The sequence below is a fragment of the Undibacterium sp. Ji49W genome, assembly GCF_049340205.1.
Classification (GTDB): domain Bacteria; phylum Pseudomonadota; class Gammaproteobacteria; order Burkholderiales; family Burkholderiaceae_D; genus Undibacterium.
This window is the reverse complement of record NZ_JBMPOW010000004.1, coordinates 1-26,634: the sequence shown is the minus strand read 5'-3', so window position 1 is coordinate 26,634 and position 26,634 is coordinate 1. Positions and strand designations below refer to the sequence as shown.

Sequence of the window (26,634 nt, the reverse complement as noted above, 5' to 3'; positions counted from 1 at the left end):
ATGTAAGTCAAGGTGCAGCGTCAATATTGATCAGTCTGTGCCACCCAGTCCAAGCAATCCAGCCAATCCAGCCATACACCAACAGGAGTCGCCATGCTGAATGCCGAACAGATCAAGCAGTTTCATCAGGACGGCTATATCGTCGTGCCGGATTTTAAAAACCAGGCCGACATTGCTGCTCTGCGTGAACGCGCTGCCAAAATTGTCGATGAATTTGATCCTGCATCATCCAGGTCTATCTTTACAACCAAAGAACAGGAAAAGAAGGTCGATCATTATTTCCTCAATTCGGCCAACAATATCAGTTGTTTTTTTGAAGAAGAAGCCTTTGATGAACAGGGTAATCTGCGTCAGGCCAAAGCCCTGTCCATCAACAAGATAGGGCATGCCATACATGATCTTGATCCGGTATTCAGCGCATTTTCTCGCGGCCCGGCGCTGGCACAAGTGGCTGAGCAACTGGGCCTGCAGCAGCCACAGATATGGCAATCCATGTACATCTTCAAGCAACCCGGCATAGGTGGTGAAGTGCGCTGGCATCAGGATGCCACTTACTTTGAAACCGATCCGGTTAGTGTTACTACATTCTGGTTTGCCCTCGAAGATGCGACACTGGAAAACGGCTGCATGTGGGCTGAGCCAGGCGGCCATCGCACACCCATGCGTGAACGCTTTGTGCGTGAAGGTGATCAGGTCCGTGTAGAAAAACTTGATGCCATGCCCTGGCCCGACGACAGTACGGCCATACCGCTGGAAGTAAAAGCAGGCAGTCTGGTCTGCTTTCATGGCCTGTTGCCGCATTACAGCGCGCCCAATCGCTCGGCCTTTTCGCGCCATGCCTATACCCTGCATGTCACCGATGGCAGCACCCATTACTCACCACACAACTGGATACAGCGCGATGCCAGTTTCCCGGTGCGTGGCTTTGTCTGAAGCTGGGCGTGAGTGTATTGATATGAATGTAATGATATGAGTGTATTGATTTTTGCCCCCCACTGGGGCAGCGCCCATCTGAGCCGTGAGACCTTCATCGCCCGCGTGCTGGAAGCCGGTTTTGATGGTGTGGAAATGTCTCTGTCCATGGATGCAAGTGAACGCGATGCCTGGACCCACGCCATCGCTGACGCCGGCCTGCACCTGATCGCCCAGCAATGGGAAACCGTATTCCACAGCGACTTTGCACAACACAAACAGGCGCTGGCAGACTTGCTGCACAATGCCTGTGCCGCCAGGCCCCTGTTTGTGAATACGCATACCGGCAAAGATTTTTACAGCTATGCGCAAAATGCAGAATTGCTGGATCTGGCTGATGAGATCGCAGCCGGAACCGGCGTCCCCATCGTGCATGAAATCCACCGTAGCCGTTTCAGTGGCCACCCCATGCTCTTGCTGCCCTACCTGACACAACGACCGCAACTGGCCCTGAATGCCGATCTGTCGCACTGGTGCTGCGCCTGTGAATCGCTGCTCGAAGATCAGGCCCATGTGCTGGAACAGGTCTATCCGCATGTACGCCATATCCATGCCCGTGTTGGTCATAGCCAGGGGCCGCAGGTAAATGATTTCCGTGCACCAGAACATGCAGCTGCACTGCAACAGCATCTGTCGTGGTGGGATGCCATCATCCACCAGCAGCGCGCATCCGGCAAACAACAGATCACGCTGACGCCAGAATTCGGGCCATCCCCCTACACGCAGACCCTGCCGTATACGAACCAGGTGGTTTCCGATGCGTGGGAGCAGAATGTAGCAATGATGCAGTTATTGCGTGCACGCTACCAGGGCTGAAATCAGGGCTGAAATCAGGGCTGAAATCAGGGCTGAAATCAGGACTGAATCTTGTAGTGAAAGTTTTTTCATGACATCATGCGCATTGATTGCCATATAGACTACTTAGACTACTGCCACGCAGTTGGAAAGGCCTTATGCAGGATGTGCGTACAAGCTATGTATTTACCCGGATAAAACGCGAGCTATTCTTGATAGAAAAGCTGGCGTATGTTGCGCTGGCCATTAGTGTGGTGGGCACCTTTTTCTGGTTCAGGCATCTGAACATGTTGAACGTATTCACCCTGGAAAAGATGTGGGGCATGTTTTCGCTCCGGCATCCTGAGCGGTGGGGCGGGCTGGTCTTTGGCCTGGCGCTCGTGCTGGTGCAATCCATCATGCAATGGTCGTACCGCTCTGCCAGACTCGTTGTTAATGCTGAAGGGCTGCGTCTGGAACAGACTTCAACCTCACTGCTGGCCAATCTGACATTCTTTGGAAGAGAAATGCGCTGGAATGATCTGAAGAGCGTATCTTTCATTCCACGGTTTGGTGTATTGCAACTGCGCTCGCATGCGCACAAACTGCCATGGGCCATCCTAAGTAAAGATTGGCAGTTGCAAAATGCTGGTGCCACGCCGGTAACAGATAAAAATGCAGAACCCGCACTGGTACGCTTATTCCGTGAGCATGGCGTGTTCGACAGTTTTGTTGCCGACAGCAATCTGGATGCGGTAATGTTTGATCTGACGAAGCATCCCGCGACCAAAAAAGTCCTGATAGGCATGGCCGTGCTGGTGGTCTACGGTTTCGTAGACCGTTTCTTGCAAAACGAAGCATGGGCCTTCTTCAATGCCAGCTATGGCATGCCGCATGTGTTGGCAGGGGTGCTTGCCAGCCTGGTACTGGGGCTTTTCTTGTTTATGGCGAGTCGCGAACGCATTGTGCCCGTACGTATCATTTTGGGTCTGGCGGTATTGAGCGGGACAATGTTTGCTGGCGCCAGCTATGTGGGCGGCATACGCATTAACCAGTTGCTGGGTGGCCCTTTGCTGGAAGCGCACTATCACAGAAACATACCATGCGATGCATTGGTGCCCGAAGACAAAAGCTTGCCCATTATTGAATATACCAGCCTTGCCAGAGCCTACTGGTGCAGCAAGACTGTGGATGAAGTGGTGATCGTGAAAGTGCGTAAAGGCCTATTTGGCCTGTATCAGGTTGATCTCAGCGAGCACCGAAGCGCTATTCGTGAATACCGGCAAAATCATTAATTTGTTTACCGGTTTGCTCACACAAATGCCGCTCTGACTTCCATTAATATTCTACCCAGCATATTTTTACCTCGTCCGTCACTCCCTATGCCCCAATAATCGTCATCTGTAGTGTCTTCGATTAATTTTGCCGACCCGGTGCTCAGCAATAAGTCTTGCAAGTCTTTATGCTGCTTGAATTTTTCCGTTACCGCATCACGCATGACTTGTACTTTCACAGACTCCCAATCCGGGCGTATTTTTTCAGTACGTGTACGACCTAGTTTGGCTGCGATTGATGGTGTTTTGGCTTTCCTTATTTTTTCGCGATATGACACATCAGGAAATTTCTGAGCCTGAAAGTAATGCTCACTTGTCGGCCAGGTTTTTCCATTCATCGAAATTGAGTAGCGCGAAAAATTAGAAAACTCGCCATACTCGCCTTCAGCGGAATAGAACTTGATTGCTGCAACAGAATCAGAATTACTCTCCATATTATTGCCTTGTAATTTAAGACATTACCATCCACGTATGTTTCGTAGGCGCTTACGCAACTATGATATAAACGGTTTTTCTTCCCACGCGCGTTGATTGAGACAAAATCCTTTCAGCCCTGCCTCAATCACTCGTTGCTTGAATCGTTCCGTTAAATAATAAGTTGTCTTGCTGTCGGGTAGCCGAAATAGGTCATGCTCACCAAGGGCCGATTCATCAAACACCCATTCTTCCAAGGATGCGAACAACTCAGGTGTAGGTCCGTAGGTATGGCGTGGGCCAGCAGATTTTTCTCTGTCCAGACAGTCAATCACGTGCCTGGCGACGACCATATAATATTTGTCTGCCGAATCTTCTAAAATCACTGGATAAAGAATTGCATCGCGCTCCCAGATATCACTAAGTGTTTCGGCTGCATTCTGACTGATTAAATATGCACTGCCTGCAGATGGTGCATCGCCAATTTTTACTGGTTTTCGCTTTTTCTTTGCACTACCAAGATATTGAACCATGCGTGGTAGATTCCAGTTTTCCAGAGTAGGTAAAGGATCGCCTATAAGCTCGTCGGTCCACCAAATTTTTCTATCATCTGCTTCAGTGACCCCGGCGTATCCGGCGTACTTCATCGTACTCGTCCACGTGTAGATTGTCATCGAATTCATTCCCATTTCAAACGTGTATTTGAACGCATCATCGCTTTTTTCGTAGTTCAAACTTGAAGCATTACCATCTTATCGATTCAAGCTGGTATGCAAACATTTTCCACTAAGCCTCATGATTAATTATGCCTTCAACAAAAGCAGAAAAATTCTTGTAACGACCATAGGGTTCGATTAAACAATAATAAGGCGCCCAATAAATAATGGGGTAGTCAGGCCCCGGCTTGCTGATGTCAAAGCACCAAAAGAAATCTGACGTGAAATTTTCTGAAATTATTACCAGATTAGATGGAAGGGGAAGTCCTAACCCCAAACTAAGCCAATCATCGTGATGACGGGCCATATTGTTCTTCGCAATTATATGGCTGTGAAAATCAAAATCCGGTCCGAGACTCACGAAATAGCTGCTATAGCTTTTACTGTAGCGGGCTAAATCTATCAATTCCTTCGGTAATATGATCCCAAAATCTTTCTCTATTCTGGAAATGCTCTCTTCTGTAGGCGATAGATGTGGCTCCCACAAATCCAGTACAGCGTTGTCAAATCTTTGAATCATCTCATTCATGGGACCATATCCGTCAATTGTTTTTTCGTAATAATACTGCAATCAAGTAAAGGCACTGCATTCATCAGCAGACTAGCAAACGATGCGATCTGCACGAATATTCGTCCACAAATCATCGGCAGATTACAACGATCAGTTAGAATCTCTGCTACTTCATTCATAAAATTTCCCTCGTGCAATTTCGCGTGTCCCTGATCAAATTCCTGGGTTCTGTGCTGTTCCTGCTTGCGCTGGCGGCATGTGGGCGGACAGAGTCCGTACAGACGCTGGAACGGCGGGACTTGATGCGCTTGGTGTTCAAGGGCTGGGATGGTGAGCAAAATGCCGTCGTCAAGCCGCCACTGTTGAAGGCTGAATTTCCTGTGTCTGTTTCCGCTTCCTTGCAAGCGGGTTTGCGTATGGATGCCTTGCAGGTACAGCGCTTGAATGAAGACAGTGCAGTCTTGCTGGTCAAAGGGGATGCCCTGGATGCGGGCAAGCCCACACTGCTGGCTGCTTACTGGTTTCACCGCCGTGGCGAAGCCTGGTCACTGGTCAGCAGACAGGATGTGATCGAATGGCTGGACAACAATGGTCGCAATTCGGCCATCGGTAACACCAGCATCATTGAATTGTTCCCCGGTCAGTTTGCACTGGCGCTGGAACACAGCCAACTGAAACAGGGCGTAGCAAGTACCCGTTTATTATTATTTCGTATTGACGCCAATAATCTGGTGCCAATGCTGGATAAAACGAATGGACTGGACCTGGCCGTGCATGAAGAAAGCGGGCCAGAATGCGTGAATATCATACGTAATGCCAATACAGCCAGCAGCGCCCATGCCAGAGGCAGACACGTGCGTCTGCGTGTGCATGAAAACGAAGCAGAACCACCGAATTGCCATGACTACCTCGCCAAATGGGACATTGCCATGGGCAGCACTGCGCCGGGTGACATCACACTTAATTTTGCGGACAAGCATTACCGTTATCAGGAACTTGCCCACACCATGGATAACGAGGGCGAACGCACGTCAACCTATGAACTGCAGGTCAGTGAGCAAAAGGGGAAGAAGCTGTTTCACTTCGATGCTGATCAGCAAAAATACCTTGTCGTTCCTGACAAGCCCCGGCAGAAAAAATAAGTGTAGACGTGCGCAGTTATTTTTACAGACTGCAGGTGCAATATAAACGTTTTTTCAACGCTTTTTCAATGCTTTTTCAACAGTTCTTGAACGCTTCTTCTACGTTTCCTCTACATTTCTGCAACACAGGCTTAACGAGCCGTCAACACAGTTTCAACGTCTGCCGGCAGCAACCCAGCTAATCAATTCGTCCAGTGCCGATTTGGCCTTGATACTGTCTTCATGATTAATGGTGGCCACTACTATCCATTGCTGATCATTGATGTCCCTGACATAACCGGCGATGGCCACCACATCTTTGAGCGTACCGGTCTTGATGCGGGCACGTAATTCTGCGGGGCTGCCTTTCAGACGGCGGCGCATGGTGCCGTCGAGTGAGGCAACTGGCATGCTGCTGGAAAATTCTGCGTTCCAGTTGCTGCGTGCACCCACCTGCAAAATGCCCGCCATTTGCTGTGGGCTGATGCGTTCAGTGCGTGACAGGCCGGAACCGTTTTCCAGCACCAGGCCAGCATCATTGATATTCTGTTTCCCCAGCCATTGCCTGATACGGGTATTGGCGGCTTCAAGACTGTTGCTGACGGGCTTGTTGGCCGATTCTGTGCCCAGCGTCATGAACAACATGCGCGCCATGGTATTGTCAGACTGCTTGTTGATGATGCGGATAATATCTGCCAGCGTTTCCGATGTGCGCTCTACCACTAGAACTGCATTGGCTGGCACTTTGCCATCATGGACTTCACCCTGCCAACTGCCACCCATTTCTTGCCACAGTGCCCGTATTGCATAGGTGATGTAATGATTACGGTCAAGGATGTTGATGCTGTTATTGATCTTGCAGCGACGCGGGAAACCACCGTTCAGCGTTACTTCCGTCATGCCAGCCGGTGTGGTCGCATAGTCGATCGCTGGCGGCAGCCATTCTTTTTCCCAGGCGGAGCAGGGCAGATCATTGAAATGCAGGTGGCTCGTGACTTTCAGTTTATCCAGTGGTGTACCCAGACGTACGTTGATTTTTTCTGTACCGGCATCAATGCCCAGGTTCATCAGGTTATTGTTGACCAGCAGGGCATCCGGTATCACGTTGTAATACGCATCCGGATATTCATCAAAGTTTGGGGCGCCGACATCCGGACGCTCTGGTTGCAGATAGCTGCGGTCCAGAATGATATCACCACGGATTTTACGAAAACCCTGCTGGCGCAAGGCACGCAGCATGCTGCTCAGCTTTTCCAGCGTCAGGTTGGGGTCGCCGCCGCCACGCAGGTAAAGGTTGCCGGTATAGCTATCTTTCTTTACCGGCTTATCGGTCAAGATCTGGGTTTTCCAGCGAAAGGTTGGCCCCAGTTCTTCCAGCGCGATCAGTGTGGTCAGCAACTTCATGGTCGATGCAGGGTTCATCGGCCTTTCCGACAGATGTGCCAGCACGGGCTGACCGCCACTGGCAGGTATCACTATCGCACTCATGGCCTGTTGCGGTACCCCTGCCTGGCTGAATACTGCTTCCACTGACGGTGGCAGATTACCCTGGGCATTTGCCAGTGCTGGCAGTAAAGAACCCATTGAGGCAAGTAAGCTCAGCAAACTCAGCAAGATCGAGGATTTTGGTAACAGCGGGCGGGTGTAAGATAGGCGCATGGTTGCGTTTGGATAACTCAAGTCGGTGTAGCTGGCATTGTAGAGCAGGCAAGACCCTTGAAACGCCTGTGTGTTTTTTTTATCAATGAAATTTTGTCAGGGAAGCATATCTTCTGGTTATCTGTGCAGACCTGGCTACACTAAGAACCTGCTTACGATCTTACTGCGCGAGCGTGATCGGGGCTCATGTGCTGCTCAAAATGCTCATGTACTTGAGTACATTCCGCTTTTTGCGCTGCTCTTCACCCCGCTGACGCTCGCTCGCTACAGATCGTAAACAGGTTCTAAGAGATCAAATGTATAGATCGCATCGTTCTGCACGGTAAATGTTGCCTGAAACTTACTATCCGTAAATGAATGTGCCAGACTTTCATCAAATGGCATGGTTTTATGCCCCGATAGTGAATACAAATAAGACATAAGCCCTTGATTTCGTTATAATTTCGGCCTTTCCACGTCACCGGTGTACACCATGACCCTGCTTGCCAACCAGACTGAACTTTTATCGCCCGCCAAAACTGTAGAAATTGGCCGCGAGGCGATACTGCACGGTGCAGATGCCGTGTATATCGGCGGTCCTTCGTTTGGCGCACGTCACAATGCCAGCAATGAAGTCAGCGAAATCGCGGCCCTGGTCGAATTTGCCCACCGCTACCATGCACGCATCTTCGTGACCATGAACACCATTCTGCATGATTCAGAACTGGAACCGGCACGCAAGCAGATACGTCAACTGTACGACGCCGGTGTCGATGCCCTGATCGTGCAAGACATGGGTATTCTGGAACTCGACATCCCGCCTATCCAGCTGCATGCCAGTACCCAGTGTGATATCCGGGGTGTGGAAAAAGCCAGGTTTCTTGGCGATGTCGGTTTTTCGCAATTGGTGCTGGCGCGTGAACTGACGATCAAACAGATACAGGCCATCAAGGCGCAAGTCGCCACGCCGCTGGAATATTTTGTGCATGGCGCATTGTGCGTGGCCTTCTCTGGCCAATGCTATATCTCGCATGCCGACAATGGCCGCAGTGCCAACCGTGGCGATTGCTCGCAAGCCTGCCGCCTGCCTTATACATTGAGCGATGGTGAGGGCCGGGTAGTCGCATATGAAAAACATCTGCTATCCATGAAAGACAATGACCAGAGCCGCAATCTTGAAGCCTTGCTCGATGCAGGCGTACAGTCATTGAAGATAGAAGGCCGCTACAAGGACATGGGCTATGTCAAGAACATCACTGCCCATTACCGTTTGCTGCTGGACGAAATTCTAGAGCGCAGGCCAGAATTCACACGTGCTTCCAGCGGCCATAGCCAGGTAGCATTCACACCCAATGTGGACAAGAATTTCCATCGCGGCCACACCGATTATTTTGCCAATGGCCGCCTTGAAGACATAGGCGCATTCGATTCACCCAAATATGTCGGCCTGCACCTTGGTTATGTGACCCGCCTTGCAGCCAACTTCTTTGAAATTGAAGCCAATGAACCCATGTCGAATGGTGATGGCCTCAACTACATGGTCAAACGCGATGTCGCTGGCATACAGGCCAATACCGTAGAGCGTGTAGGCGCATCAGACAACGGTGAAATCTGGCGCGTTTTCCCGAATGAAAAAATGGCAGAACTGACTGGCATCAAAGTCGGCACCCTGATCAATCGCAACCGTGACCATCGCTGGGAACACGCACTCACCAAAAAATCCGCCGAGCGCCGTATCCCGGTCTGGCTGACCCTGGCAGAGCAGGCAGATGGCCTGCGTCTGAAGATCACCGATGAAGACGGCGTGACATCTGAAGTCAGCACCCAACTGGCACTAGAGCCAGCACAAAACCGCGACAAGGCCGAAGCAGGCCTGCGCGACAACCTTGCCAAGCTCGGCAATACCATGTTTGAAGCGGAGCAGGTCAATCTGGATTTGCAGCAGCCATGGTTCGTGCCATCCTCTGTCATCAACGCCCTGCGCCGCGACGCCGTTGCCGCGCACGAAGCCGCGCGACTGGCCGCATGGCAGCGCCCGCAGCGCACACCGGCCGTCGAGCCACCAGTGGCCTATCCGGAAACCACGCTCAGCTACCTCGCCAATGTGTACAACCACAAGGCCCGTAGCTTCTATGAAAAACACGCCGTACAACTGATCGCCGCTGCCTATGAATCCCATGAAGAAGCGGGCGAAGTATCGCTGATGATCACCAAGCACTGCCTGCGCTTCTCGTTCAACCTCTGCCCCAAACAGGCCAAGGGTGTGCAAGGTGTACAAGGCCAGGTCAAGGCCGAACCCATGACCCTGGTCACAGGCGAAGAAAAATACACGCTGAAATTCGACTGCAAGCCCTGCGAGATGCACATCATTGGTGCGATGAAAAAACATATTTTGCAGGCACCACCGCCTTCATCTGTACCGTATAGCCCGGTGACTTTTCATAAGACCAGGCCGCAGACGGTGTGATGTTTTTGGTAGGTGGAAATTGAAGGCTCAAAAGGTGGAAACGCTTTTTGGGCTTTTATATTTTGAAGCTTGACTTGCATTGGTCCCATTTTGGGACTATGCTGCAAATATGAGAGTAATTGCGAAAAAACACTTGATTGCTTATTGGGAAAAACACCCTGATGCCAAGGTGGCCTTACAGGCATGGCACGACGAAGCAATCAAGGTGCAATGGAAGTCGCCTCAAGATATCAAGGCACATTACGCCAGTGCCAGTTTTGTCGGCAATAACCGTGTCGTGTTTAATATAAAAGGCAATCATCATCGGTTGATCGTTGCTGTGGCTTATCGGTTTGGTGCCCTGTATATCAAATTTATAGGTACACATGCCGAATATGATCGCGTTGACGCAAATACGATAGAGATGGAGTAAAAAAATGCATATCAAACCAATTCGTACTGAAGCCGATTATGAACAGGCACTGCACCTCACTTCCGGCTACTTTGATCATCCACCAGAGCCTGATACCGAAGACGGTGATCGTTTTGAAGTATTGCTGATGTTGATTGAAGCCTATGAGGAAAAGCACTACCCAATCGGACCACCTGATCCGATTGATGCTATCCAATTTCGCATGGAGCAGGCTGGTTTGACTGCAAAAGATCTCGAACCTATGATAGGGCGCTCAAATCGGGTCTATGAAATTCTGAACCGCAAACGCCCACTTACCTTGGCAATGATCAGACGCTTGCATGCGGGGCTAGGTATTCCCGCTGAAAGCTTGATTGCAGAATCGCGCTAGATATGTGCTATCACTCAGTCGGACTCCATGCATTTGCCCATTCCTTCGCTTGTTCAACCTCAGCACGGGTCATCTTTTTTTCCAAACTTTCCATGGCTGAAATAGCGTTGTAATGCTTTTCCTTGCTATTGGCCAGATAAAAGAATTTATATGCTTCTACTAAATGCGCCTCGGGTGGCTGTTTCATTTGCGTGACTACGCCGGTCCAAAACTGGGCATTTGAATTACCATGACTGGCTGCAATCGCAAACAGCCTTTCAGCTTCATCACGATCTTTATATTTTTTCTCGGTAAAATAAATCAAACCAGCCTTGACCCTGGCCTCATCCTTGCCTTCTGGCCATTTCACATCAAAGTCAATCACCGCTTTGTAGAGATCCAGGGCCCTTTGCGTATCTTTGGGGGCACCTTTACCCTCACCAAGCAATTTGGCCAGCTCCAGTTTGCAGACAACAAGCGCCGTGCATTTTTCAAACCAGTAGACAGCCTTTTTCAAGTCTGGTTTGGAACCATCTCTTGCACCCGTGGTGTACCACGAAGCCAGATACATCTGCGCCAGAGGATCATTTTTTTCAGCCAATTCTGTCATTATTTTCTTGGCCAGTTTGTTGTTTCCGTGTTCCATCGCTACCTGGGCATCGCGCATTTCTGCCGCCATCAAATGGGAAGAAAAGACGAGAAAGCATAGTGCAAGCAATTTTTTGAGCATTTCAACCCCGGAGAAAGAATGATTTTCAGAGGTGGAAATAATACAGTTGTTTCTGCGATATGCCTTGGTTTTTTACGAGGTGACGACTACCTTGTTCGCCCTCTGCCACGCCCAACCAGTGTACAGATGTATCGCCACAGCCAGACATCCATTGATGATCAATGCTGTACGAACGCCTGTCAGGTGCACCGATATGCCAGTGAGCAGGCTGCCTGCGGACAGGCCGCCGCGCATGGCCAGCATGTAGAGGCTGACTGTCTGGCCGCGCAGTTGTGGACTGGCATTGGCCTGTAACAGTGAATTGGCTGCGGTGTTACTGGCTGTCATGCATAATCCGGCAAAGACCAGCAAGACAGGCAGGCCCCAATTCCATGTATTCAATCCGGCGAGCACCAGCGTTAAACCATACAGTGCTGCCAGCTTTGAACTGAAGTTGCGTAAATCAATATGCCTGCTGATCAAGAGCAAACTGAATGCGCCCAACATGCCACCGACGCCAAATGAAGCCATGCCTATACTGAAATGGCTGGCATCGCCATGCAACGATTCTTTGACCAGAACCGGCGTGAAGGTGATCAGGGGGCTACATAAAAAACTGGTGGTCAGTACCGTGATCAGGGCACCGCGTAAATTGGGGTCTGCGACGATATCGCGTGCACCCGAAAACAGACCCTGGCTATTTGTCGCAGTACTGGCATCTGCCGTAGCTTTTCCGCGTGGAAGTATCCACAAGGCTACTGCAATGAATGGAAGATACGATACGGCACTGATGGCAAAGCATCCGGCTGCGCCCATGCTCACCAGCAGGACGCCAGCGATAGACGGCCCCAGAATGCGCGACAGGTTGAACTGTATCGAATTCAGTGCCAGTCCCTGAGCGATTTGTGAACGTTCGACCAGACTCGGTACGATGGACTGGAAGGATGGCATGGACAGCGCATCCGTCACACCCACCACCAGCGACAGACAGATGATGATCCAGGGATGCACCGTGCCAGTCAGCAGCAACACGACCAGCAGGGTCGGGCACAGCATCTGTATCGACTGGAAGATGCTGATGATGCGACGCCGGTCTGCGCGATCAGCCAGTACACCACCAAACAGGGTCAGAAAAAATGCCGGAGCACCCAGTGCAAAAGCATCCAGGCCTATCATGAATGAGGAAGCGCCAAGACTCAGCAGGAGCCATGGCTGCGCCACTTGTTGTGCCCATGTGCCTATATTGGACAATAAGCTGGCAAACCAGAAAGTGCCAAAGCGCCGCGTTTTTAACAGGGCAAAGGATGTCGAAAAATGAGTTGCTTCTGAGTGCGTTGTTTCCATGTCTTCATAGCTAAGTGTACTCCTGCTGCTTTAACAGGATAGCGCTATGCTATCGCAGAAGACATGGTTAGGGGGCGGTCGTTACATTCTGAAATTTGACGTGTTATTTATTTCGTCACAATCGCAAACGTCCCCGGTGCCTTGTCTATCAGCCCGAAGAAGCGCACCAGATCTATCTTGCTACCGTCGACTTTCAAATCATCGCTGAACAGCGTGTCTTTGACACCTGCTGTGCCTGCCATCATCTTGATGAAGATGGGTTTGGTCAGCGTCAGGGTGGCATTTGCATCTTTGGCCGGTTCTGCCTTCTTGTGATGCAGGACGGCGTTTTCTATCCATAGCACGTAAGACTCTTTACTGTCGGTCAGCACTAGGTTGATTTTGAAATCCTTGCCTTCGGCATCCGGGCCATTCAGGCCGGCGGCCATGGCTTCCAGAAAACGTTCTATCGGGGTGTGGGCCAGCATGTCTATCATGGCGGCACGGTTCACGCCTTTGGCGGGTGGGCCATTGCGCAATTCATTGGCGGCGGTGAGGTAGCTGTTACGCCAGGTGGATGCTTCGGCCATGTAACCCATTTGTTCATAGGTACGGGCCAGCAATTCTTTGGCGCTTTTGTTATTGCTATCGGCAAAGACGACATGGTTCAGCAGTTCTGCTGTCCAGCGGTAGTCACCCTTGTCAAAGGCAGCCTGGGCTGCGGCAATGGCTTTGTCTGCACCGCCTGCCAGTTCGACATAATGCCTGGCCGATTCTTGCGGTGGCAAGCGGTTCAGGTTGGCCGGGTTGCCGTCATAGGCACCGATATAAAACTGGTACACGGCTTTGACGTTATGACGCAGGTCGCCATAGTAGCCGCGTGCGCCGAAATAGCTTTCCAGTGATTTGGGCAGTTTGATCTTGTCGGCGATTTCATAGGGCGTGTAACCGGCATTGATCAGGCGCACCGTCTGGTCATGGGTGTATTGGTAGACATCGCGCTGTTTGGTAATGAATTCTGCAATGCGCTCCTTGCCCCAGACTGGCCAGTTGTGCTGGCCAAAATAGACATTGGCATCGGCACTTTGTACCAGTGCCTGCTCCAGGTAACTTGCCCAGCGCTGTGCATCACGGGCTTTGGCACCACGCACAGGTAATAGATTGTGCATGGTCTGCGCCAGGATTTCTGCACCGGCATAGGCTTTTTTATCGGGGATGCTGAAGGTCAGTTCTGATGGTGCTTCTGCACCGGGTACGTTATGAAAAACAAAGTTGATGCCATCCAGTGTCAGTTCCTGCGTTGCTTTGGTGATGAGCTGATTCGGTTCCAGCACACCGACACTGCCATAGGCCACGCTTTTACCCAGACCGGTATCGACCAGGCCTTTGGCTGATCGCTCAAGATCTTTGCCGAACTGATAGCCAGAGCGTCTGGCCATGGCGGTGCCGACCAGGATGTTTTCACTGGTAGCTTCTTCCATGAAACCATCGGGGGCGATGACGGGTATTTTTTTGCTGTTCACTTCATCCGGCGAAACGACACCGAGTGCACCACCAAAATGGTCGGCATGGCTATGGGTAAAGATGACGGCTACCACAGGTTTGTCACCCAGGTGCTTGCGGGCAAAGGCGATAGCGTTGGCGGCGCTTTCTTTGGACGTCAGCGGGTCAACGATGATCCAACCGGTCTTGCCTTCGATAATGCTCATGTTGGCGATGTCAAAGCCGCGCAATTGATAAATGCCGTCAGTCACCTTGAACAGGCCGGTTTGTGCATTCAGTTTGGCATGGCGCCACAGGCTGGGGTTAACGGTGGCCGGGGCCGGGCCTTCTATGAATTTCCAGGCGTCGAAGTCGATCAGTACATCTCCGCCGGGGCCGAGGATTTTCCCTTCTGGTTTGGTGATCAGACCGCGTTTGGCATCTTCAAAATCTTGCTGATCATCCAGCGCCAGGGTTTTGCCCATGTCGGTATTGGCTTTGATGGTGGTGGCAGTGGCGTCGCCCATTGCGGTATTGCTGTTCTTTTGCCCGCAGCCGCCGACAATCAGACTGCCAGCCAACAAGGCAGCAAGTGGTGTCAACTGGATTGTCTTCAGATGCAGCATCATGGGTCTCCATTATTTATTGTATGGAAGAGCGTAGGGCAGCGGGTCGCAGTTGTCCAATGCATTCTTAAGCTAAAGTCAATGCATAGACTGCATAGCGATATTTTAGTGGCTGGAGTTGCCATTTCATGTTTAAGGCAGCTTCCCGTTGAATGGTGAAAGTGTCGTTGGGGCTGGGTTTCTGACGCCAGTTTATTTGTAATTGAGTAGTTGAACAGGCGCTAAAGTCCAAAACTCGCTAGAATCTTGTTTTTACTTTATTTGCTGGAGCAAGCCTTGCATCGCAGTTACCACGACAGTGCCATTCTCGCCCGCATACCAGGCATACGATATGGTTTTGGGAATGCCAGGGAATTTGTGCCAGCCAGCCTCAGTGGGCACTGGGATACCGTACCCAACAAACTGCAGGTTCACGGTACCCGCGTAGTGGAAGTGACAGAAAAATTTCAGCTATGTGGCGATGCGGATGCTTTTTTTACCCGTGTCCCCGGCATACCAGTGACCATCATCACCGCTGATTGCGTACCTGTTTTGATGGCCAGACGTGATGGCAAGATGATCGCGGTCGCCCATGCAGGCTGGCGCGGTATCGTCGGTGGTGTGGTGCAGACCTTATGGCAAGAGCTGGCAGCGCAAGGCGAACAGCCGCAAGACTGGGTGGCTGCTATCGGCGCGCATATAGGCCCATGTTGCTTTGAAGTGAGTGAAGAACTGGCCGCTGATTTTGTCAGACAATTTCCAGATCTGGATGCCAGTGCCATTAATCCGCGTTTTCGCCATGTCGATCTGAACATATTGACCAGGCGCGCCTTGCAGCAGATAGGTATTACCGATATCGACCATGTTGTACCTTGCACCATGTGCAGCAAGACTGCCGAAGACAAATATGTCTACCGCAGCTATCGGCGCGGCGACCGCAATTCTTTTCAGCATTCAGGGCTGGTGATTTTGCCTGATTGAGCCTGCATTAGGCTGATCTAGCCTGACTTTTCTCCTGGCATTGACTGTCAGTGCTTGTCTTGCGCATGTTGGTTCAGATAACCAAGAAAATTAGCGGCGATGGGCGACAATCGCTTGCCTTGCAGGTAGACAATATACCAGTTCGACATGATAGGAAAATCTTCGACATCCAGCACTGTCAGGTTTTGGTCGATTAAATGCTCACCTAGCGCATGGCGGGACAGAATGGTCAGCCCCATGTCGGCTGCAACCGCTTGCTTGATCGCCTCGTTGCTGCCCAGTTCCAGCCTGACCATAGGCGAGATGTTGTTTGCTGCAAAATAATGTTCACATGCCAGCCTGGTGCCGGAACCGCGCTCACGCAAAATAAATCGCTCTTGCAACAACTGTGCAAATTGCAGCTTGGGTTTTTCTGCGAGATGATGCCGCAGCGGTGCAAGCACCACTAAAGGATTTGGCAAGAACACTTGCTTGACGACTTCGATATCATTCGGCGGCATGGACATGATGTAGATGTCATCCATATTGTTCCGCAGTCGCTCGACAACGCCGTCACGGTTTTGCACTTCCAGCGCAATATCAATTTCCGGGAATTCACGGCAAAAATCGCCCAGCATACGGGGTATAAAATATTTGGCCGTGCTGACCACGGCCACTCGCAGGCTGCCCTCGGTGTAGCCTTTCATGGCAGCGATCAGTTGTTCAAAGCTGCCCCATTCATGCGCCAGCGTTCTGGCTGTGCTGGCCAATTCTTCCCCTGCTTTGGTCAAATACAGTTTTTTGCCTATCACTTCATACAAGGGCATACCGATAGATGCAGTCATTTCTTTCAATTGCATCGACACAGTAGGCTGTGTCACGTGGCATGCACGTGCAACGGCACTGATGCTGCGCAGTTCGGCCAGGCGTATGAAAATCTGCAATTGTTTAAAAGTAATATTCATAGGTTTTTATCTATGATTGATGCTGATAAAATTGATTTTACCTTATGATGGCTTGGCTTTACCATGCCTGCCAACGATATTCACAAGGTAGATATGCAAAGCTTACTTGACCCCGCCATACTTTTTTTCATCTTCGGCATCATGGCTGGACTGATCAAATCCAATCTTGAAATTCCACCGCAAATCGCCGGATTTCTCTCACTTTATCTGTTGATGGCACTAGGACTGAAGGGCGGTTTTGCGCTCGCGCACTCTGGTTTGAACCTGCAACTGGTTACCAGCCTGGGCTGCGCGGTAGCGCTGGCGGTGATTGTTCCGGCATTGTCTTACCTGATCTTGAAACGAATTTTGCCAGCACTTGATGCCGTTGCCGTTGCGGCAACTTACGGTTCAGTCAGTGCCGTTACGTTTATCACTACCGTGCAGTACCTGGAAACACATAGTTTGCATTATGGTGGTCACATGGCCGCAGCAATGGCGCTGATGGAATCGCCAGCGATTTTGTTTGCGGTAATTGTGGCAAACACCTTGCGCAAGCGCCATGCACAGTCAAATGCCGGGGGTAATACACCTTCACCGGGCAAGATACTGCACGAATCCCTGACGGACGGTGCACAGCTATTGCTGCTTGGGGCGATGCTGGTTGGCATACTTTCCGGTGAGTCAGGCAAGGCAGCAATGCAGACTTTTTCTGGTGACCTGTTCAAGGGTATGCTTGCCTTTTTCCTCCTGGATATGGGTTTGAAGGCTGCGCGCAACCTGGCACAGGTGCGGGGAAAGTCTCCCTTGCTGATTGCCTATTCCCTGCTGGCCCCGCTAATCCACGCCGGTATTGCGCTGGGTCTGGCAGTCGTCTTCCGTCTGCCTGCCGGGGATGCCGCGCTATTGATGGTGCTTGCCGCCAGCGCATCTTATATTGCAGTACCGGCTGTTCTGCGCTTTGCCATTCCGGAAGCATCGCCGGCACTGTATCTGGGCATGTCACTGGGTCTGACATTTCCATTTAATATCCTGCTTGGTATTCCCTTGTATGTTGGCATTGCTCACCGCGTGCTGATTTAAAAAGGCCGCACCTGATTTTGCGGAAAGGCATACAATCCTGTTGTCTGATGGTACCTGATGCTACTTGACGGTACCTGCCTATACCTGTTTGTACCTGTTCAACTTTCGCGGACTCAGCATGAGCAAACATACCCTGAATATCAACGGCCAGATGCAGGCCGTAGACGTAGCGCCAGATACTCCCTTGCTGTGGGCGCTGCGTGACAGCCTGAACCTGGTTGGTACCAAATATGGCTGTGGTGTAGGTCAATGCGGTGCCTGTACCGTGCAAATCAACGGCGTGCCGACACGGTCATGCATGCTGCCGGTGTCTACACTGGGTAAGCAAAAAGTTACGACCATAGAAGGGCTGGACGCCAAGGCCATGCATCCGCTGCAAACGGCCTGGCAGGAGCTGGACGTGCCGCAATGTGGTTACTGCCAGGCTGGCCAGATCATGACTGCTGCGGCCCTGCTGAAAGATAATCCACACCCGACGGATGCCGATATCGATGCCGCCATGGGCGGCAACCTGTGTCGCTGTGCAGCCTATATACGCATACGTGCTGGCATACATAGGGCGGCAGAAATCGCCACTGTCAAGAAGAAGGGGGCGAAATGAATAAAATGAATAACATAAACAAGCAGGCAAAAACTTCGACGCAGGCGACAGTGCAGGCTGAAGCCGTTTCGCCAGCACGCCGCGACTTCTTGCGTATGTCCGCTTTCACTGGTGGTGGTCTGGTTCTGGCCTGTATGGGGGCGGGTGGCAATGCTTTGGCACAGATCAGCAAACCTGTTGCCAGCATTGCCGCAGGAACAGCGGATTTTGTCCCGCATGCATTGATACGCATAGGCAGTGATGGTACGGTGACTTTGGTGTCCAAGCAACCAGAGATAGGTCAGGGGATCAAAACTTCTCTCCCCATGGTCATTGCCGAAGAGCTGGAAGTGAACTGGAAAGACGTGCGCATAGTCCAGGGTGACCTCAATCCGGCTTATGGCAGCCAGGGCGCTGGTGGTTCGACATCGACACCAACCAACTACAATGAATTTCACAGGCTGGGGGCGACGGCGCGCACCATGCTTATCAGTGCCGCAGCACAGACATGGAACGTACCTGCGTCTGAATGTCATGCAGCGGATAGCGCCGTACACCATACCGTCAGCAAGCGAAAATTGACGTATGCAGCGTTGGCAGCTACGGCTGCCAGTTTGCCCGTGCCTGACGCCAAAGATGTCAAACTCAAAGACCCGGCACAATTCAAATTACTGGGAACACGTATAGGCGGCGTCGATAATCCGTCCGTCGTTACCGGTAAACCATTGTTTGGCATTGATGTGAAATTGCCGGGCATGTTGTATGCCGTTTATGAAAAATGTCCGGTATTCGGTGGCAAGGTCATTAGTGCCAATCTCGACCATATCAAGGCCCAGCCTGGCGTCAAAGATGCCTTTGTCATCGAAGGCACAGATAATCTGCGTGGACTGATGCCGGGCGTGGCTATCGTTGCGGAAAGCACCTGGGCAGCCTTTAGCGCGCGCAAGCTTTTGAACGTCAAATGGGACGACAGCAAAGGTGCAGATGAAAGCTGGGAAGGGTTTGCTGCACAGGCGAAAAAACTCTCTACCCAGCCAGGCACTACCACTTTACGCAAGGATGGTGATGTTGCCGCTGCCATGAGCAAGGCCGCCAAGACCGTAGAAGCTGCGTATACCTATCCCTTTATTTCACATGCCAGCATGGAGCCACAGAATTGCACGGCTGCTTATAATGCCAAGGATAGTAGTCTGGAAATCTGGGCACCGACGCAATTACCGGAGTCTGGCCAGAACCTGGTGGCCGAAGTCCTGGCCATGCCCAAGGAAAAAATAAAACTGCATATCACCCGCAGTGGTGGTGGCTTTGGTCGCCGTCTTAGTTCTGACTTTATTGTCGAAGCGGCGGCGATTGCCAGGCGCGTCAATGCGCCGGTCAAGCTGACCTGGTCGCGTGAAGATGATATGCGCCATGACCATTTTCGTGCCGGCGGCTTCCATTTCCTGCGCGGTGCAGTGGATGACAAAGGCAAACTCAGTGCATGGCATAACCACTTCGTCAGCTTTGGCAACAAGGTCATACGGGATGGAAAACCTGTTGTACAGGCGGGTAGCGGTGCAGGCTTATCTGGCGATGAATTTCCTGGCCGCTGGCTGGAAAACTGTCTGCTGGAACAGACGCTGATGGAATGTAATATTCCCATGGGCCCGTGGCGTGCTCCTGGCAGCAATGTATTTGCCTGGGTATTCCATAGTTTCATTGACGAACTGGCGCATGCCGCAGGACGTGATCCCATGGAGTTTCGCCTCGACATACTGGGTGACAAAGAGATCGTGCCGGGTACCGGTGAACGTGGCCAGCCTTACCATGTGGGACGCATGAAGCGGGTCTTGCAGGAAGTGGCAGTCAAGGCCGGTTGGGGTAAAAAGAAATTCGCCCGTGGTCAGGGCCAGGGTATTGCTTTCCATTTCAGCCACCGGGGCTATATTGCCCAGGTGGCTGAAGTGACCGTCAGCAAGCAGGGTGAACTTAAGGTGGACCGGGTTGTTGTGGTGACCGACATAGGCTCACAGATCGTCAACCTCAGTGGCGCAGAAAATCAGGTGCAGGGATCTGTCCTTGATGGCATCAGCACCCTGATGTTCCCTGAACTGGATATTCAGCGCGGCCGTGTCGTGCAAGGCAACTTTCATGAATATCCATTGCTGCGCATGAAGGATAGTGCAACGAAGGTAGATGTACATTTCCTGAAAACGGATTTCCCCGTCACCGGTCTGGGTGAACCCGCTTTCCCGCCGGTGGCACCGGCTATTTGCAATGCCATCTTTGCGGCAACTGGCAAGCGTATCAGGCAGTTGCCTTTGTCACGCACGGATCTGCGCTGGAGTTGATGGGTGCGGGTTGGATTGCGCGTATTTTGTCGTAGCTTGGGCAGGTGAAACCTGGCCCAAGCTACTCCTGACTCAACATTCCATTCCGTAGCGCGGCTTCAAGCGTTTTGAAATCCGCTTCATCAACAAGGTCAGCGGATAGCAAAAACAGAAAAAGTACAGACAGGCATACATACAAATACATCGGTAACATCAGGCCGGTATTTTTTACAAAAAAAAGCACATCGCTCGTCAGCGCTGTGTGCCTGATCTTCACCGATCTATGCAGTAATCCATCAGCAAAGACGTTGCATCGATGTATGTCGGTTTTCCAGTCGCTACACCAATTTTCCTATCTTCAGCACATTCATCCCTTGCCCGCAATCGCCTGCTTGCCACGGCTATCATGTGCTGCTTGTCAAACTGGTGTAATAAAAAGCTCCAAGCTTCTGCTTGCTTATCCAGCCCCTGTACCAGGCTAACGCCTGATGCCGCATCGACACTGAAAATTAATCTTCTTGCGTCAGCAGAAAGTCCGTCGCCAGTCGCCTTCAGGTAGGCTTCTTTCAATACCCAGAATTCATAAAACTTCTGCGTCCTGCTTTTATTATCCTGGCGATTGATTTCATCCATTTCACGGTCACTACAGACCACGCGCATCAAGTCGTCGAGATCGACATCGCGGTGTAATAATTCGACGTCGACACCAAGATCGACCATGGCAGCTGTTGCCACCACTATCAACTCACCCGCGTGGGAAATACTGATGGCGGGTGGTGCCATGGAACTTTGCGCAAAGGCAATATGTGGTTTGCCGGATGCGTCTACGCGGATGGAGATAGTCTCGACTGGCATTCCCGTGCGTTGGGCAACAGCCAGTTTGGCCAAGGCACGCCCACCCAGATAACGGTCCTTGTCATCCTGTTGTTGATAGCGCTGGCAGCGTAGCTGTTCTGCACTGCTCAGCAAGTTTTGCAGGTTGGTCCTGTATTTGCGCAAATCGGTCAGGCTGGCTACCCAGATTTTGGGTTCATCAGTTATTGAAGACGATGGCGTATTTTCAGGCATGGTGCGTTTTTCTGTCTTTTGCGGCATTATATTTTTTTGCCCGGCATGCAAATCAATTACTTGGGGCAAGTGGCACAATTTTAATCTAGTCTGACAGCAAACAATCGTAGCAAACAATCGTAGTAAATAATAAAAGGAAACAGACTTTGAAAATTATCGCCTACCCGTTTGCCGGAGGCAGCACTCATAGCTATGCCGGACTGGCGCGTGACCATGCCCACGAATGGATTACGCTGGATCCGCCCGGTCATGGCAACAACATGCACCTGCCATTGATGCGCAGCATTCCTGAAATAGTATCTGCCTTGCTAGAACCCACTTTGCGTGCAAGCGCTGGCCAAGCCTATGTGCTGTTTGGACACAGCATGGGGGCTTATATTGCTTTGGCCATGCTGGATCGCTTGGTGGAACTGGGTGCCAGTCTGCCGCAAAGACTGGTGTTGTCCGGTGCAGCAGCACCGCATAGCCGCCTGTTGCAACGTCATGCAGAATTGCCGCAGAAGGAATTTCTGAAGTGGGTCGCCAATATGGGCGGCATCTCCGCAGAAGTACTGGCCGAACCGCAACTGATGGAATTGTTTGAACCCATACTGCGTGCCGATGTAGGCGCAGCTGAAGCCTATGCCGATGGCCACCAGCGTCAGCACCATGTACCCGTGCGAATTTTACTGGGGCAGGATGACCGGATCGCGCTGGCCGACGGCATGGCCTGGGCCGACTGTTTTTTGAACGCCCCCGAAGTGCATACGTTTGCTGGTGGGCATTTCTTTTTGTTTGATGATGTGGCAAAAATACAGGCTTTGATCGCTTAAGTGAGCATGTGTTTATTCATAAGCAGGCGTAAAATTATTTCTACGCAAGTCTACGCAAGTGATGAGGAAATTGTCATAATGTGCACGGTTTTTATTATTAAAAAAATGAGTGCATTATGAGAAAAATCAAGTTAATCAGTTTGAGCGTATTGTCTGCAATGGTGTTGGCAGCCTGCGGTGGCGGTTCTGGTGGCAGCGCAACCGCAACAGTGGCACCTGTTGACACCAGTAGCGGCCCTTTGAGCAAGTATGCAGGCGTTTGGAATCAGGGTTGCCAGAACCACGAAATCGAGACGACTACCATCACCGCCACCAGTGGTGGCTCTGCACTGTCCATGGCGCAAAAAATTGAATACTATGAAAACCTCAATTGCACGGGTGCTATCGTCGCGACGGGCACCTATACTTCGCCAATTCTGGTGGCGCAGCATGTCAGGACAGAAGCCAATGCTACCGTCAAAATGCTGACTGGCGAAACCGTCGCTTCCTCAGTTGATGTCGTCAATGCTACTGCGAATGGTGCTGTGATCAACTTTGTTGGCAGTGCCGTGTCATCTTCCGTAGTCAATGGGAAAACTACCTGGAAATTTGTTTTCAAGGACACGACAATTACCCAGACGATAGAAGTCTCATCCGGCAGCGCCCAGGGCGCATTCATGCTGCGCAATGGCGAATTGTTCTTCGCCCAGGCGATTGGCAATTCAAGCACGGCCTTCGCGGTGGATAGCAGGTTTGTGCGTAGTTAAGTTGAATTGATTTGCACTGATGCTGCGGATCTGAGTTGAAAGCAATAGGCCACCGTCAGGTGGTCTATTGCTTTTCTATGGTCAATTTTTTTCAGACCTCAGATAAAAAATAAGTAGAACTCATTTCATCAATAGGGGTGAGATGCGTTTGCCTCATAACGTGGGCTGGCAACGGTAAAACTATGGACGAGGCAGTCAATAGCGGGTCTATTGACAACGAGTCGAATTGTTCACACCTTGCAGTCCAGTACGCGTTATGAGGCAAACCCTTCGGGAGCTGGCCGCATTTACACTTCGCGGGCGCATTGCTACGTTGCGCCGCTTGCCAAGGCACCAGCCTTGGCTACGCGACGCGCCTTGCACTGCATCCCGAATCGCCTTGCTCGCACTCATCCCTATTGATGAAATGAGTTCTAGTAATGATCAGTGGCATGAGCCCCCCAGGCAATCGGTGGGGCAAGCATACACGGTAAGGTCGACCAGCAGATCGTCGGCGACATCACTGGCCCCAACACCGTCAACATGTCCGGAAAAAACAAAAATACAAAAGCTACCCAATTTATTGGGTAGCTTTTGTATTTTGGTGGGGCGGCGGGAACATAAAAGCCCGTAAATAAAGGTTCTTGCGGTAGTGCTGTTAAATTTATTGCGATAGTTACTGCATTTCAGCATTGGTAAAGATTTGAATTTAAAACAACGTTTTGCTGATGAATTGCAGAAAAAAATCTATTTCTTTAGCCAAAAATGGATCATCTTTGGTGACTTGAAACGCTACCTTGCGTAGCGAACGTGAGCGTCTCACCTTCAAAGCTTACATTCAATCCATTATCGTAAAGTGCCTTTAAATAAGTCACTTGCTAATGCTACCCCCACACACTTAACTTGCCACACCCACCATGTTGAAATTGCTGCAAACACGATCACGTCCGCTCTTTTTTGCAGCATAGAGTGCATTGTCTGCGGCTTCAATCAGCTCTACTGGCTTGTTCAAATCCCTGACGGGAATAATGGCTTCCACGCCAGCGCTGACGGTGACGATGCCGGCTTCGTTACCTGCATGTGAAATGCCCAGATTATGGATGGCAGCGCGGATTCTTTCTGCGATCAAAAGGGCGCCTTCGACATCAGTGGTGGGAAGAATAACCGCCAGTTCTTCGCCACCATAACGTGCCGTCAGATCACCGGCGCGATTCTGGCAAGATTTGACAGCCTGACTGATCTTGCGCAGACATTCATCGCCTGCCGCGTGGCCGTAAAGATCGTTGTATTGTTTAAAGTGATCAACATCAATCATGATCAGTGCCAGCGAGCTGGCATTACGGATGGCACGGCTGAATTCTTCTTCAAGGGTAATGTCGAAATTGCGCCGGTTGGCCAGTTCGGTCAATGCATCTTGCAGCGACAGCCGTTCCAGCGTTTTATTCAGAACGATCATGGCGTCACGTGCCCTGATGACTTCCGCTTCAGCGTTGAGACGTAATTTCATCTGGCCAATCAGATAAAAGCCAATCGAAGCCAATGCAATAACCAGAAGCCCGACGCCAGCAGAATGCAAATACGTATCTGTCAACCAGTCGGCGAGGATTTCATCTTCCGATACGGCGGCAGAGACAAACAGTGGATATTTGTCCAGACGCCGAAAGCTGTTGAGGCGCTTTACACCATCCTGTGCTGATTTGACATTGAATGTCCCGGAGGGACGGGCTGCACTTTCTTTAAAAACAGTCGTTGACTGCATATTTTTGCCGATGGAATCTGGCAACAGTGGCCGGCGAGTCAGCATGGTTCCATTATTGGATACCAGAACGATAGCGCCTGCCTCACCAATATTGAAGCTGTCATAAAATTTATTAAAATAATCAATCTCTATCGTTGCCAAGGCAACGCCGGCAAAACTACCATCAGCATGATTGATTCTGCGCGACAAAGTCATAACCCAGATGCCGCTGGAGCGACTGCGTATTGGCGATCCTATATAGGCGTTTTTATCCTGATGCGTGCGGTGGTAGATGAAGTAATCCCTGTCTGCATTATTGATATTGGCAGGTGTGGACGCCAGCGAGTTCACTAGCCAGTTACCGTTTTCGTCATAAACAAACAGGCCCTTTAGTTGAGGTAACTCGGCGGTTTTGCGCATCAGCAAATTATGTAGTCTTTCCAGTGCGGCAGGTTCAGTACCATCCGTCTGTATTTGATCTTCAATTCCCAAAAGCGCAGTATCGGCAGCTTTGATGGTGTCGTCTGCATGCTGTGCTATTGCACGTGCCATGTTGGTTGTTGACACACTCATCTCGCGCAATTGATTTTGCCTGGCCGTCCAGCTACGCCATCCATCTATGAAAATCAGTGATACGCACACAAAAACTACAAATCCCATTGCCAGCCACGTCAAAGACAACTTCCTGGGTGTTGACGCTGGCGCATTATTCAGTGTTGTTGGATGATTCATAAATGGTCAATAAAGGGGCGATATATTTTTGCTGTAGCGACCTCAGTTATTACATCAGACTAAGCAATGAAGGTCTTCAGTATCACGCTGGCACTGCTAGAAATATATACATCGGCCTAGTGAGTTGAAGTGTATTTATTAATTGCTTCTTTGGCATAAATTAAGGTAAAAACAAGTATCAATGTTTTATAGGCAAGCTACTTCGCCTAATGTGAATGATTGTCCATGGCTCGATGAACATTTTCACATACGACAGGCTGTAAAAATCTTATATCACGCGTCAATGTGCGCGTCATCAATAAATGATTGCTAGCTTGCAATATTTTGCAGTTATGTGTTGAGATGGGTACGTGGCGGCATTCACGTTTGCGTCCACCTATATAGACATGTTTCTGTCCGCTGAGATTTGTATTGTCATTACCGTATCGACATAATCTATGTGCATTCTGCTTACGTCCGAATTTATCTTCGCACCCCGGACTTTCTATTCTGGTGGAGTCGGCGGGAATCGGCCATCCTGGCCAGCCATATCGCTTGCAAGCGATATGTCGCTCGTGTGCTCGCCGCATGCGGCTCAAAACCCCCACTCTCCACTTCGCAGCTTGCAAGCTGCTCAGATTCGTGAGGCAGCTAACAGCACGCAGGCGCTGTTACCTGTCCGTACTCATCCCCGCGTCCCGCGGGTTCAATTCCCGCAGAGCGTCAAAATACAAAAGCCACCCGATGATGTGAACTGAACCCAAAAAGTTGGACACCAACTTTTTGGGTTTTTTCATGACTAAATACGACGAGCAGTTCAAGTTAAAAGTAGTGCAGGATTATCTTGCTCATAAAGCAGGGTATAAAGTGATTGCAC

The 26,634-nt window shown here is 50.8% G+C and carries 23 protein-coding genes; 13 read left to right on the top strand and 10 right to left on the bottom strand.

Annotated features, from left to right (window positions below; translation table 11 throughout):
• The first annotated feature begins 93 nt into the window (after positions 1-93).
• From ACO0LK_RS05900 to ACO0LK_RS05890, 3 genes are all read left to right on the top strand, one after another.
• The gene (locus tag ACO0LK_RS05900) at positions 94-933 is read left to right on the top strand and encodes a phytanoyl-CoA dioxygenase family protein (RefSeq protein WP_422973097.1); all 840 of its coding nucleotides are present in this window, start codon (positions 94-96) and stop codon (positions 931-933) included.
• Positions 934-969: 36 nt separating this feature from the next.
• Entirely contained in the window at positions 970-1,788 is an 819-nt protein-coding gene (locus tag ACO0LK_RS05895) for a sugar phosphate isomerase/epimerase family protein (protein WP_422973095.1), read from the top strand.
• Between the two features lie 137 nt (positions 1,789-1,925).
• Positions 1,926-3,041, top strand: a complete 1,116-nt coding sequence (locus tag ACO0LK_RS05890) for a hypothetical protein (RefSeq protein WP_422973094.1) — start codon at positions 1,926-1,928, stop codon at positions 3,039-3,041.
• Positions 3,042-3,058: 17 nt separating this feature from the next.
• On the opposite strand, the gene ACO0LK_RS05885 is transcribed toward ACO0LK_RS05890, so the two are convergent.
• Genes ACO0LK_RS05885 through ACO0LK_RS05875 form a run of 3 tightly spaced genes read right to left on the bottom strand, consistent with a single transcriptional unit; the run spans position 3,059 to position 4,739 of the window.
• The gene (locus tag ACO0LK_RS05885; RefSeq protein ID WP_422973092.1) at positions 3,059-3,514 is read right to left on the bottom strand and encodes an NADAR family protein; all 456 of its coding nucleotides are present in this window, start codon (positions 3,512-3,514) and stop codon (positions 3,059-3,061) included.
• A 60-nt stretch (positions 3,515-3,574) separates the two neighbouring features.
• On the bottom strand, positions 3,575-4,228 hold the full coding sequence (locus ACO0LK_RS05880; protein WP_422973090.1) for an imm11 family protein: 654 nt from the start codon (positions 4,226-4,228) through the stop codon (positions 3,575-3,577).
• Positions 4,229-4,280: 52 nt separating this feature from the next.
• Positions 4,281-4,739, bottom strand: coding sequence for an SMI1/KNR4 family protein (locus ACO0LK_RS05875; RefSeq protein WP_422973088.1), 459 nt, complete (start codon positions 4,737-4,739; stop codon positions 4,281-4,283).
• 185 nt (positions 4,740-4,924) lie between these two features.
• Between ACO0LK_RS05875 and ACO0LK_RS05870 the strand changes: the two genes are divergently transcribed.
• The gene (locus ACO0LK_RS05870; RefSeq protein ID WP_422973086.1) at positions 4,925-5,863 is read left to right on the top strand and encodes a hypothetical protein; all 939 of its coding nucleotides are present in this window, start codon (positions 4,925-4,927) and stop codon (positions 5,861-5,863) included.
• A gap of 153 nt (positions 5,864-6,016) precedes the next feature.
• Here ACO0LK_RS05870 and dacB read toward each other — a convergent pair whose 3' ends face one another.
• Complete coding sequence (dacB, locus tag ACO0LK_RS05865; RefSeq protein WP_422973084.1) at positions 6,017-7,501, bottom strand: D-alanyl-D-alanine carboxypeptidase/D-alanyl-D-alanine endopeptidase; 1,485 nt, start codon at positions 7,499-7,501, stop codon at positions 6,017-6,019.
• 472 nt (positions 7,502-7,973) lie between these two features.
• Between dacB and ACO0LK_RS05860 the strand changes: the two genes are divergently transcribed.
• The 3 genes from ACO0LK_RS05860 to ACO0LK_RS05850 all read left to right on the top strand — a co-directional run bounded on the left by ACO0LK_RS05860 (position 7,974) and on the right by ACO0LK_RS05850 (position 10,729).
• Positions 7,974-9,947, top strand: coding sequence for a peptidase U32 family protein (locus ACO0LK_RS05860; protein ID WP_422973082.1), 1,974 nt, complete (start codon positions 7,974-7,976; stop codon positions 9,945-9,947).
• A 109-nt stretch (positions 9,948-10,056) separates the two neighbouring features.
• On the top strand, positions 10,057-10,359 hold the full coding sequence (locus ACO0LK_RS05855) for a type II toxin-antitoxin system HigB family toxin (protein ID WP_422973080.1): 303 nt from the start codon (positions 10,057-10,059) through the stop codon (positions 10,357-10,359).
• A 4-nt stretch (positions 10,360-10,363) separates the two neighbouring features.
• On the top strand, positions 10,364-10,729 hold the full coding sequence (locus ACO0LK_RS05850; RefSeq protein ID WP_422973078.1) for a helix-turn-helix domain-containing protein: 366 nt from the start codon (positions 10,364-10,366) through the stop codon (positions 10,727-10,729).
• Between the two features lie 10 nt (positions 10,730-10,739).
• Here ACO0LK_RS05850 and ACO0LK_RS05845 read toward each other — a convergent pair whose 3' ends face one another.
• The 3 genes from ACO0LK_RS05845 to ACO0LK_RS05835 form a co-directional block, all read right to left on the bottom strand.
• On the bottom strand, positions 10,740-11,438 hold the full coding sequence (locus tag ACO0LK_RS05845) for a tetratricopeptide repeat protein (protein ID WP_422973076.1): 699 nt from the start codon (positions 11,436-11,438) through the stop codon (positions 10,740-10,742).
• A gap of 72 nt (positions 11,439-11,510) precedes the next feature.
• On the bottom strand, positions 11,511-12,761 hold the full coding sequence (locus tag ACO0LK_RS05840; protein ID WP_422973074.1) for an MFS transporter: 1,251 nt from the start codon (positions 12,759-12,761) through the stop codon (positions 11,511-11,513).
• A 107-nt stretch (positions 12,762-12,868) separates the two neighbouring features.
• Positions 12,869-14,851, bottom strand: coding sequence for an alkyl/aryl-sulfatase (locus ACO0LK_RS05835; protein WP_422973072.1), 1,983 nt, complete (start codon positions 14,849-14,851; stop codon positions 12,869-12,871).
• Positions 14,852-15,094: 243 nt separating this feature from the next.
• Between ACO0LK_RS05835 and pgeF the strand changes: the two genes are divergently transcribed.
• The gene (gene pgeF / locus ACO0LK_RS05830; RefSeq protein WP_422973070.1) at positions 15,095-15,808 is read left to right on the top strand and encodes a peptidoglycan editing factor PgeF; all 714 of its coding nucleotides are present in this window, start codon (positions 15,095-15,097) and stop codon (positions 15,806-15,808) included.
• Between the two features lie 47 nt (positions 15,809-15,855).
• Here pgeF and ACO0LK_RS05825 read toward each other — a convergent pair whose 3' ends face one another.
• Positions 15,856-16,752 (bottom strand): LysR family transcriptional regulator, encoded by an 897-nt coding sequence (locus ACO0LK_RS05825; RefSeq protein WP_422973068.1) that lies wholly within the window; start codon positions 16,750-16,752, stop codon positions 15,856-15,858.
• 93 nt (positions 16,753-16,845) lie between these two features.
• Here ACO0LK_RS05825 and ACO0LK_RS05820 point away from each other — a divergent pair, with 93 nt between their 5' ends.
• From ACO0LK_RS05820 to ACO0LK_RS05810, 3 genes are all read left to right on the top strand, one after another.
• Entirely contained in the window at positions 16,846-17,814 is a 969-nt protein-coding gene (locus tag ACO0LK_RS05820; protein ID WP_422973066.1) for a sodium-dependent bicarbonate transport family permease, read from the top strand.
• Positions 17,815-17,932: 118 nt separating this feature from the next.
• A complete protein-coding gene (locus ACO0LK_RS05815; RefSeq protein ID WP_422973064.1) occupies positions 17,933-18,415 on the top strand; it encodes a (2Fe-2S)-binding protein in 483 nt (160 codons plus the stop codon).
• 5 nt (positions 18,416-18,420) lie between these two features.
• Positions 18,421-20,724 carry a molybdopterin cofactor-binding domain-containing protein gene (locus ACO0LK_RS05810; protein WP_422973062.1) on the top strand — a complete coding sequence of 768 codons (2,304 nt, stop codon included), beginning with the start codon at positions 18,421-18,423 and terminating at the stop codon, positions 20,722-20,724.
• A 252-nt stretch (positions 20,725-20,976) separates the two neighbouring features.
• Here the strand turns inward: ACO0LK_RS05810 and ACO0LK_RS05805 are convergent, their stop codons facing one another.
• Entirely contained in the window at positions 20,977-21,771 is a 795-nt protein-coding gene (locus ACO0LK_RS05805; RefSeq protein WP_422973060.1) for a 4'-phosphopantetheinyl transferase family protein, read from the bottom strand.
• Positions 21,772-21,917: 146 nt separating this feature from the next.
• Between ACO0LK_RS05805 and ACO0LK_RS05800 the strand changes: the two genes are divergently transcribed.
• Together ACO0LK_RS05800 and ACO0LK_RS05795 are read left to right on the top strand one after the other, a co-directional pair.
• Positions 21,918-22,583 (top strand): thioesterase II family protein, encoded by a 666-nt coding sequence (locus ACO0LK_RS05800; RefSeq protein WP_422973058.1) that lies wholly within the window; start codon positions 21,918-21,920, stop codon positions 22,581-22,583.
• A gap of 116 nt (positions 22,584-22,699) precedes the next feature.
• On the top strand, positions 22,700-23,329 hold the full coding sequence (locus ACO0LK_RS05795; RefSeq protein ID WP_422973056.1) for a hypothetical protein: 630 nt from the start codon (positions 22,700-22,702) through the stop codon (positions 23,327-23,329).
• 877 nt (positions 23,330-24,206) lie between these two features.
• Here the strand turns inward: ACO0LK_RS05795 and ACO0LK_RS05790 are convergent.
• Complete coding sequence (locus ACO0LK_RS05790; RefSeq protein ID WP_422973054.1) at positions 24,207-25,778, bottom strand: sensor domain-containing diguanylate cyclase; 1,572 nt, start codon at positions 25,776-25,778, stop codon at positions 24,207-24,209.
• Positions 25,779-26,634 lie beyond the last annotated feature (856 nt).

Coding starts and splice junctions, on each gene's coding strand:
- ACO0LK_RS05900 (WP_422973097.1), top strand. CDS start 94: ATGCTGAATGCCGAACAGATCAAGCAGTTTCATCAGGACGGCTATATC.
- ACO0LK_RS05895 (WP_422973095.1), top strand. CDS start 970: ATGAGTGTATTGATTTTTGCCCCCCACTGGGGCAGCGCCCATCTGAGC.
- ACO0LK_RS05890 (WP_422973094.1), top strand. CDS start 1,926: ATGCAGGATGTGCGTACAAGCTATGTATTTACCCGGATAAAACGCGAG.
- ACO0LK_RS05885 (WP_422973092.1), bottom strand. CDS start 3,514: ATGGAGAGTAATTCTGATTCTGTTGCAGCAATCAAGTTCTATTCCGCT.
- ACO0LK_RS05875 (WP_422973088.1), bottom strand. CDS start 4,739: ATGAATGAGATGATTCAAAGATTTGACAACGCTGTACTGGATTTGTGG.
- dacB (WP_422973084.1), bottom strand. CDS start 7,501: ATGCGCCTATCTTACACCCGCCCGCTGTTACCAAAATCCTCGATCTTG.
- ACO0LK_RS05860 (WP_422973082.1), top strand. CDS start 7,974: ATGACCCTGCTTGCCAACCAGACTGAACTTTTATCGCCCGCCAAAACT.
- ACO0LK_RS05855 (WP_422973080.1), top strand. CDS start 10,057: ATGAGAGTAATTGCGAAAAAACACTTGATTGCTTATTGGGAAAAACAC.
- ACO0LK_RS05850 (WP_422973078.1), top strand. CDS start 10,364: ATGCATATCAAACCAATTCGTACTGAAGCCGATTATGAACAGGCACTG.
- ACO0LK_RS05845 (WP_422973076.1), bottom strand. CDS start 11,438: ATGCTCAAAAAATTGCTTGCACTATGCTTTCTCGTCTTTTCTTCCCAT.
- ACO0LK_RS05840 (WP_422973074.1), bottom strand. CDS start 12,761: ATGGAAACAACGCACTCAGAAGCAACTCATTTTTCGACATCCTTTGCC.
- ACO0LK_RS05835 (WP_422973072.1), bottom strand. CDS start 14,851: ATGATGCTGCATCTGAAGACAATCCAGTTGACACCACTTGCTGCCTTG.
- ACO0LK_RS05825 (WP_422973068.1), bottom strand. CDS start 16,752: ATGAATATTACTTTTAAACAATTGCAGATTTTCATACGCCTGGCCGAA.
- ACO0LK_RS05820 (WP_422973066.1), top strand. CDS start 16,846: ATGCAAAGCTTACTTGACCCCGCCATACTTTTTTTCATCTTCGGCATC.
- ACO0LK_RS05815 (WP_422973064.1), top strand. CDS start 17,933: ATGAGCAAACATACCCTGAATATCAACGGCCAGATGCAGGCCGTAGAC.
- ACO0LK_RS05810 (WP_422973062.1), top strand. CDS start 18,421: ATGAATAACATAAACAAGCAGGCAAAAACTTCGACGCAGGCGACAGTG.
- ACO0LK_RS05805 (WP_422973060.1), bottom strand. CDS start 21,771: ATGCCTGAAAATACGCCATCGTCTTCAATAACTGATGAACCCAAAATC.
- ACO0LK_RS05795 (WP_422973056.1), top strand. CDS start 22,700: ATGAGAAAAATCAAGTTAATCAGTTTGAGCGTATTGTCTGCAATGGTG.
- ACO0LK_RS05790 (WP_422973054.1), bottom strand. CDS start 25,778: ATGAATCATCCAACAACACTGAATAATGCGCCAGCGTCAACACCCAGG.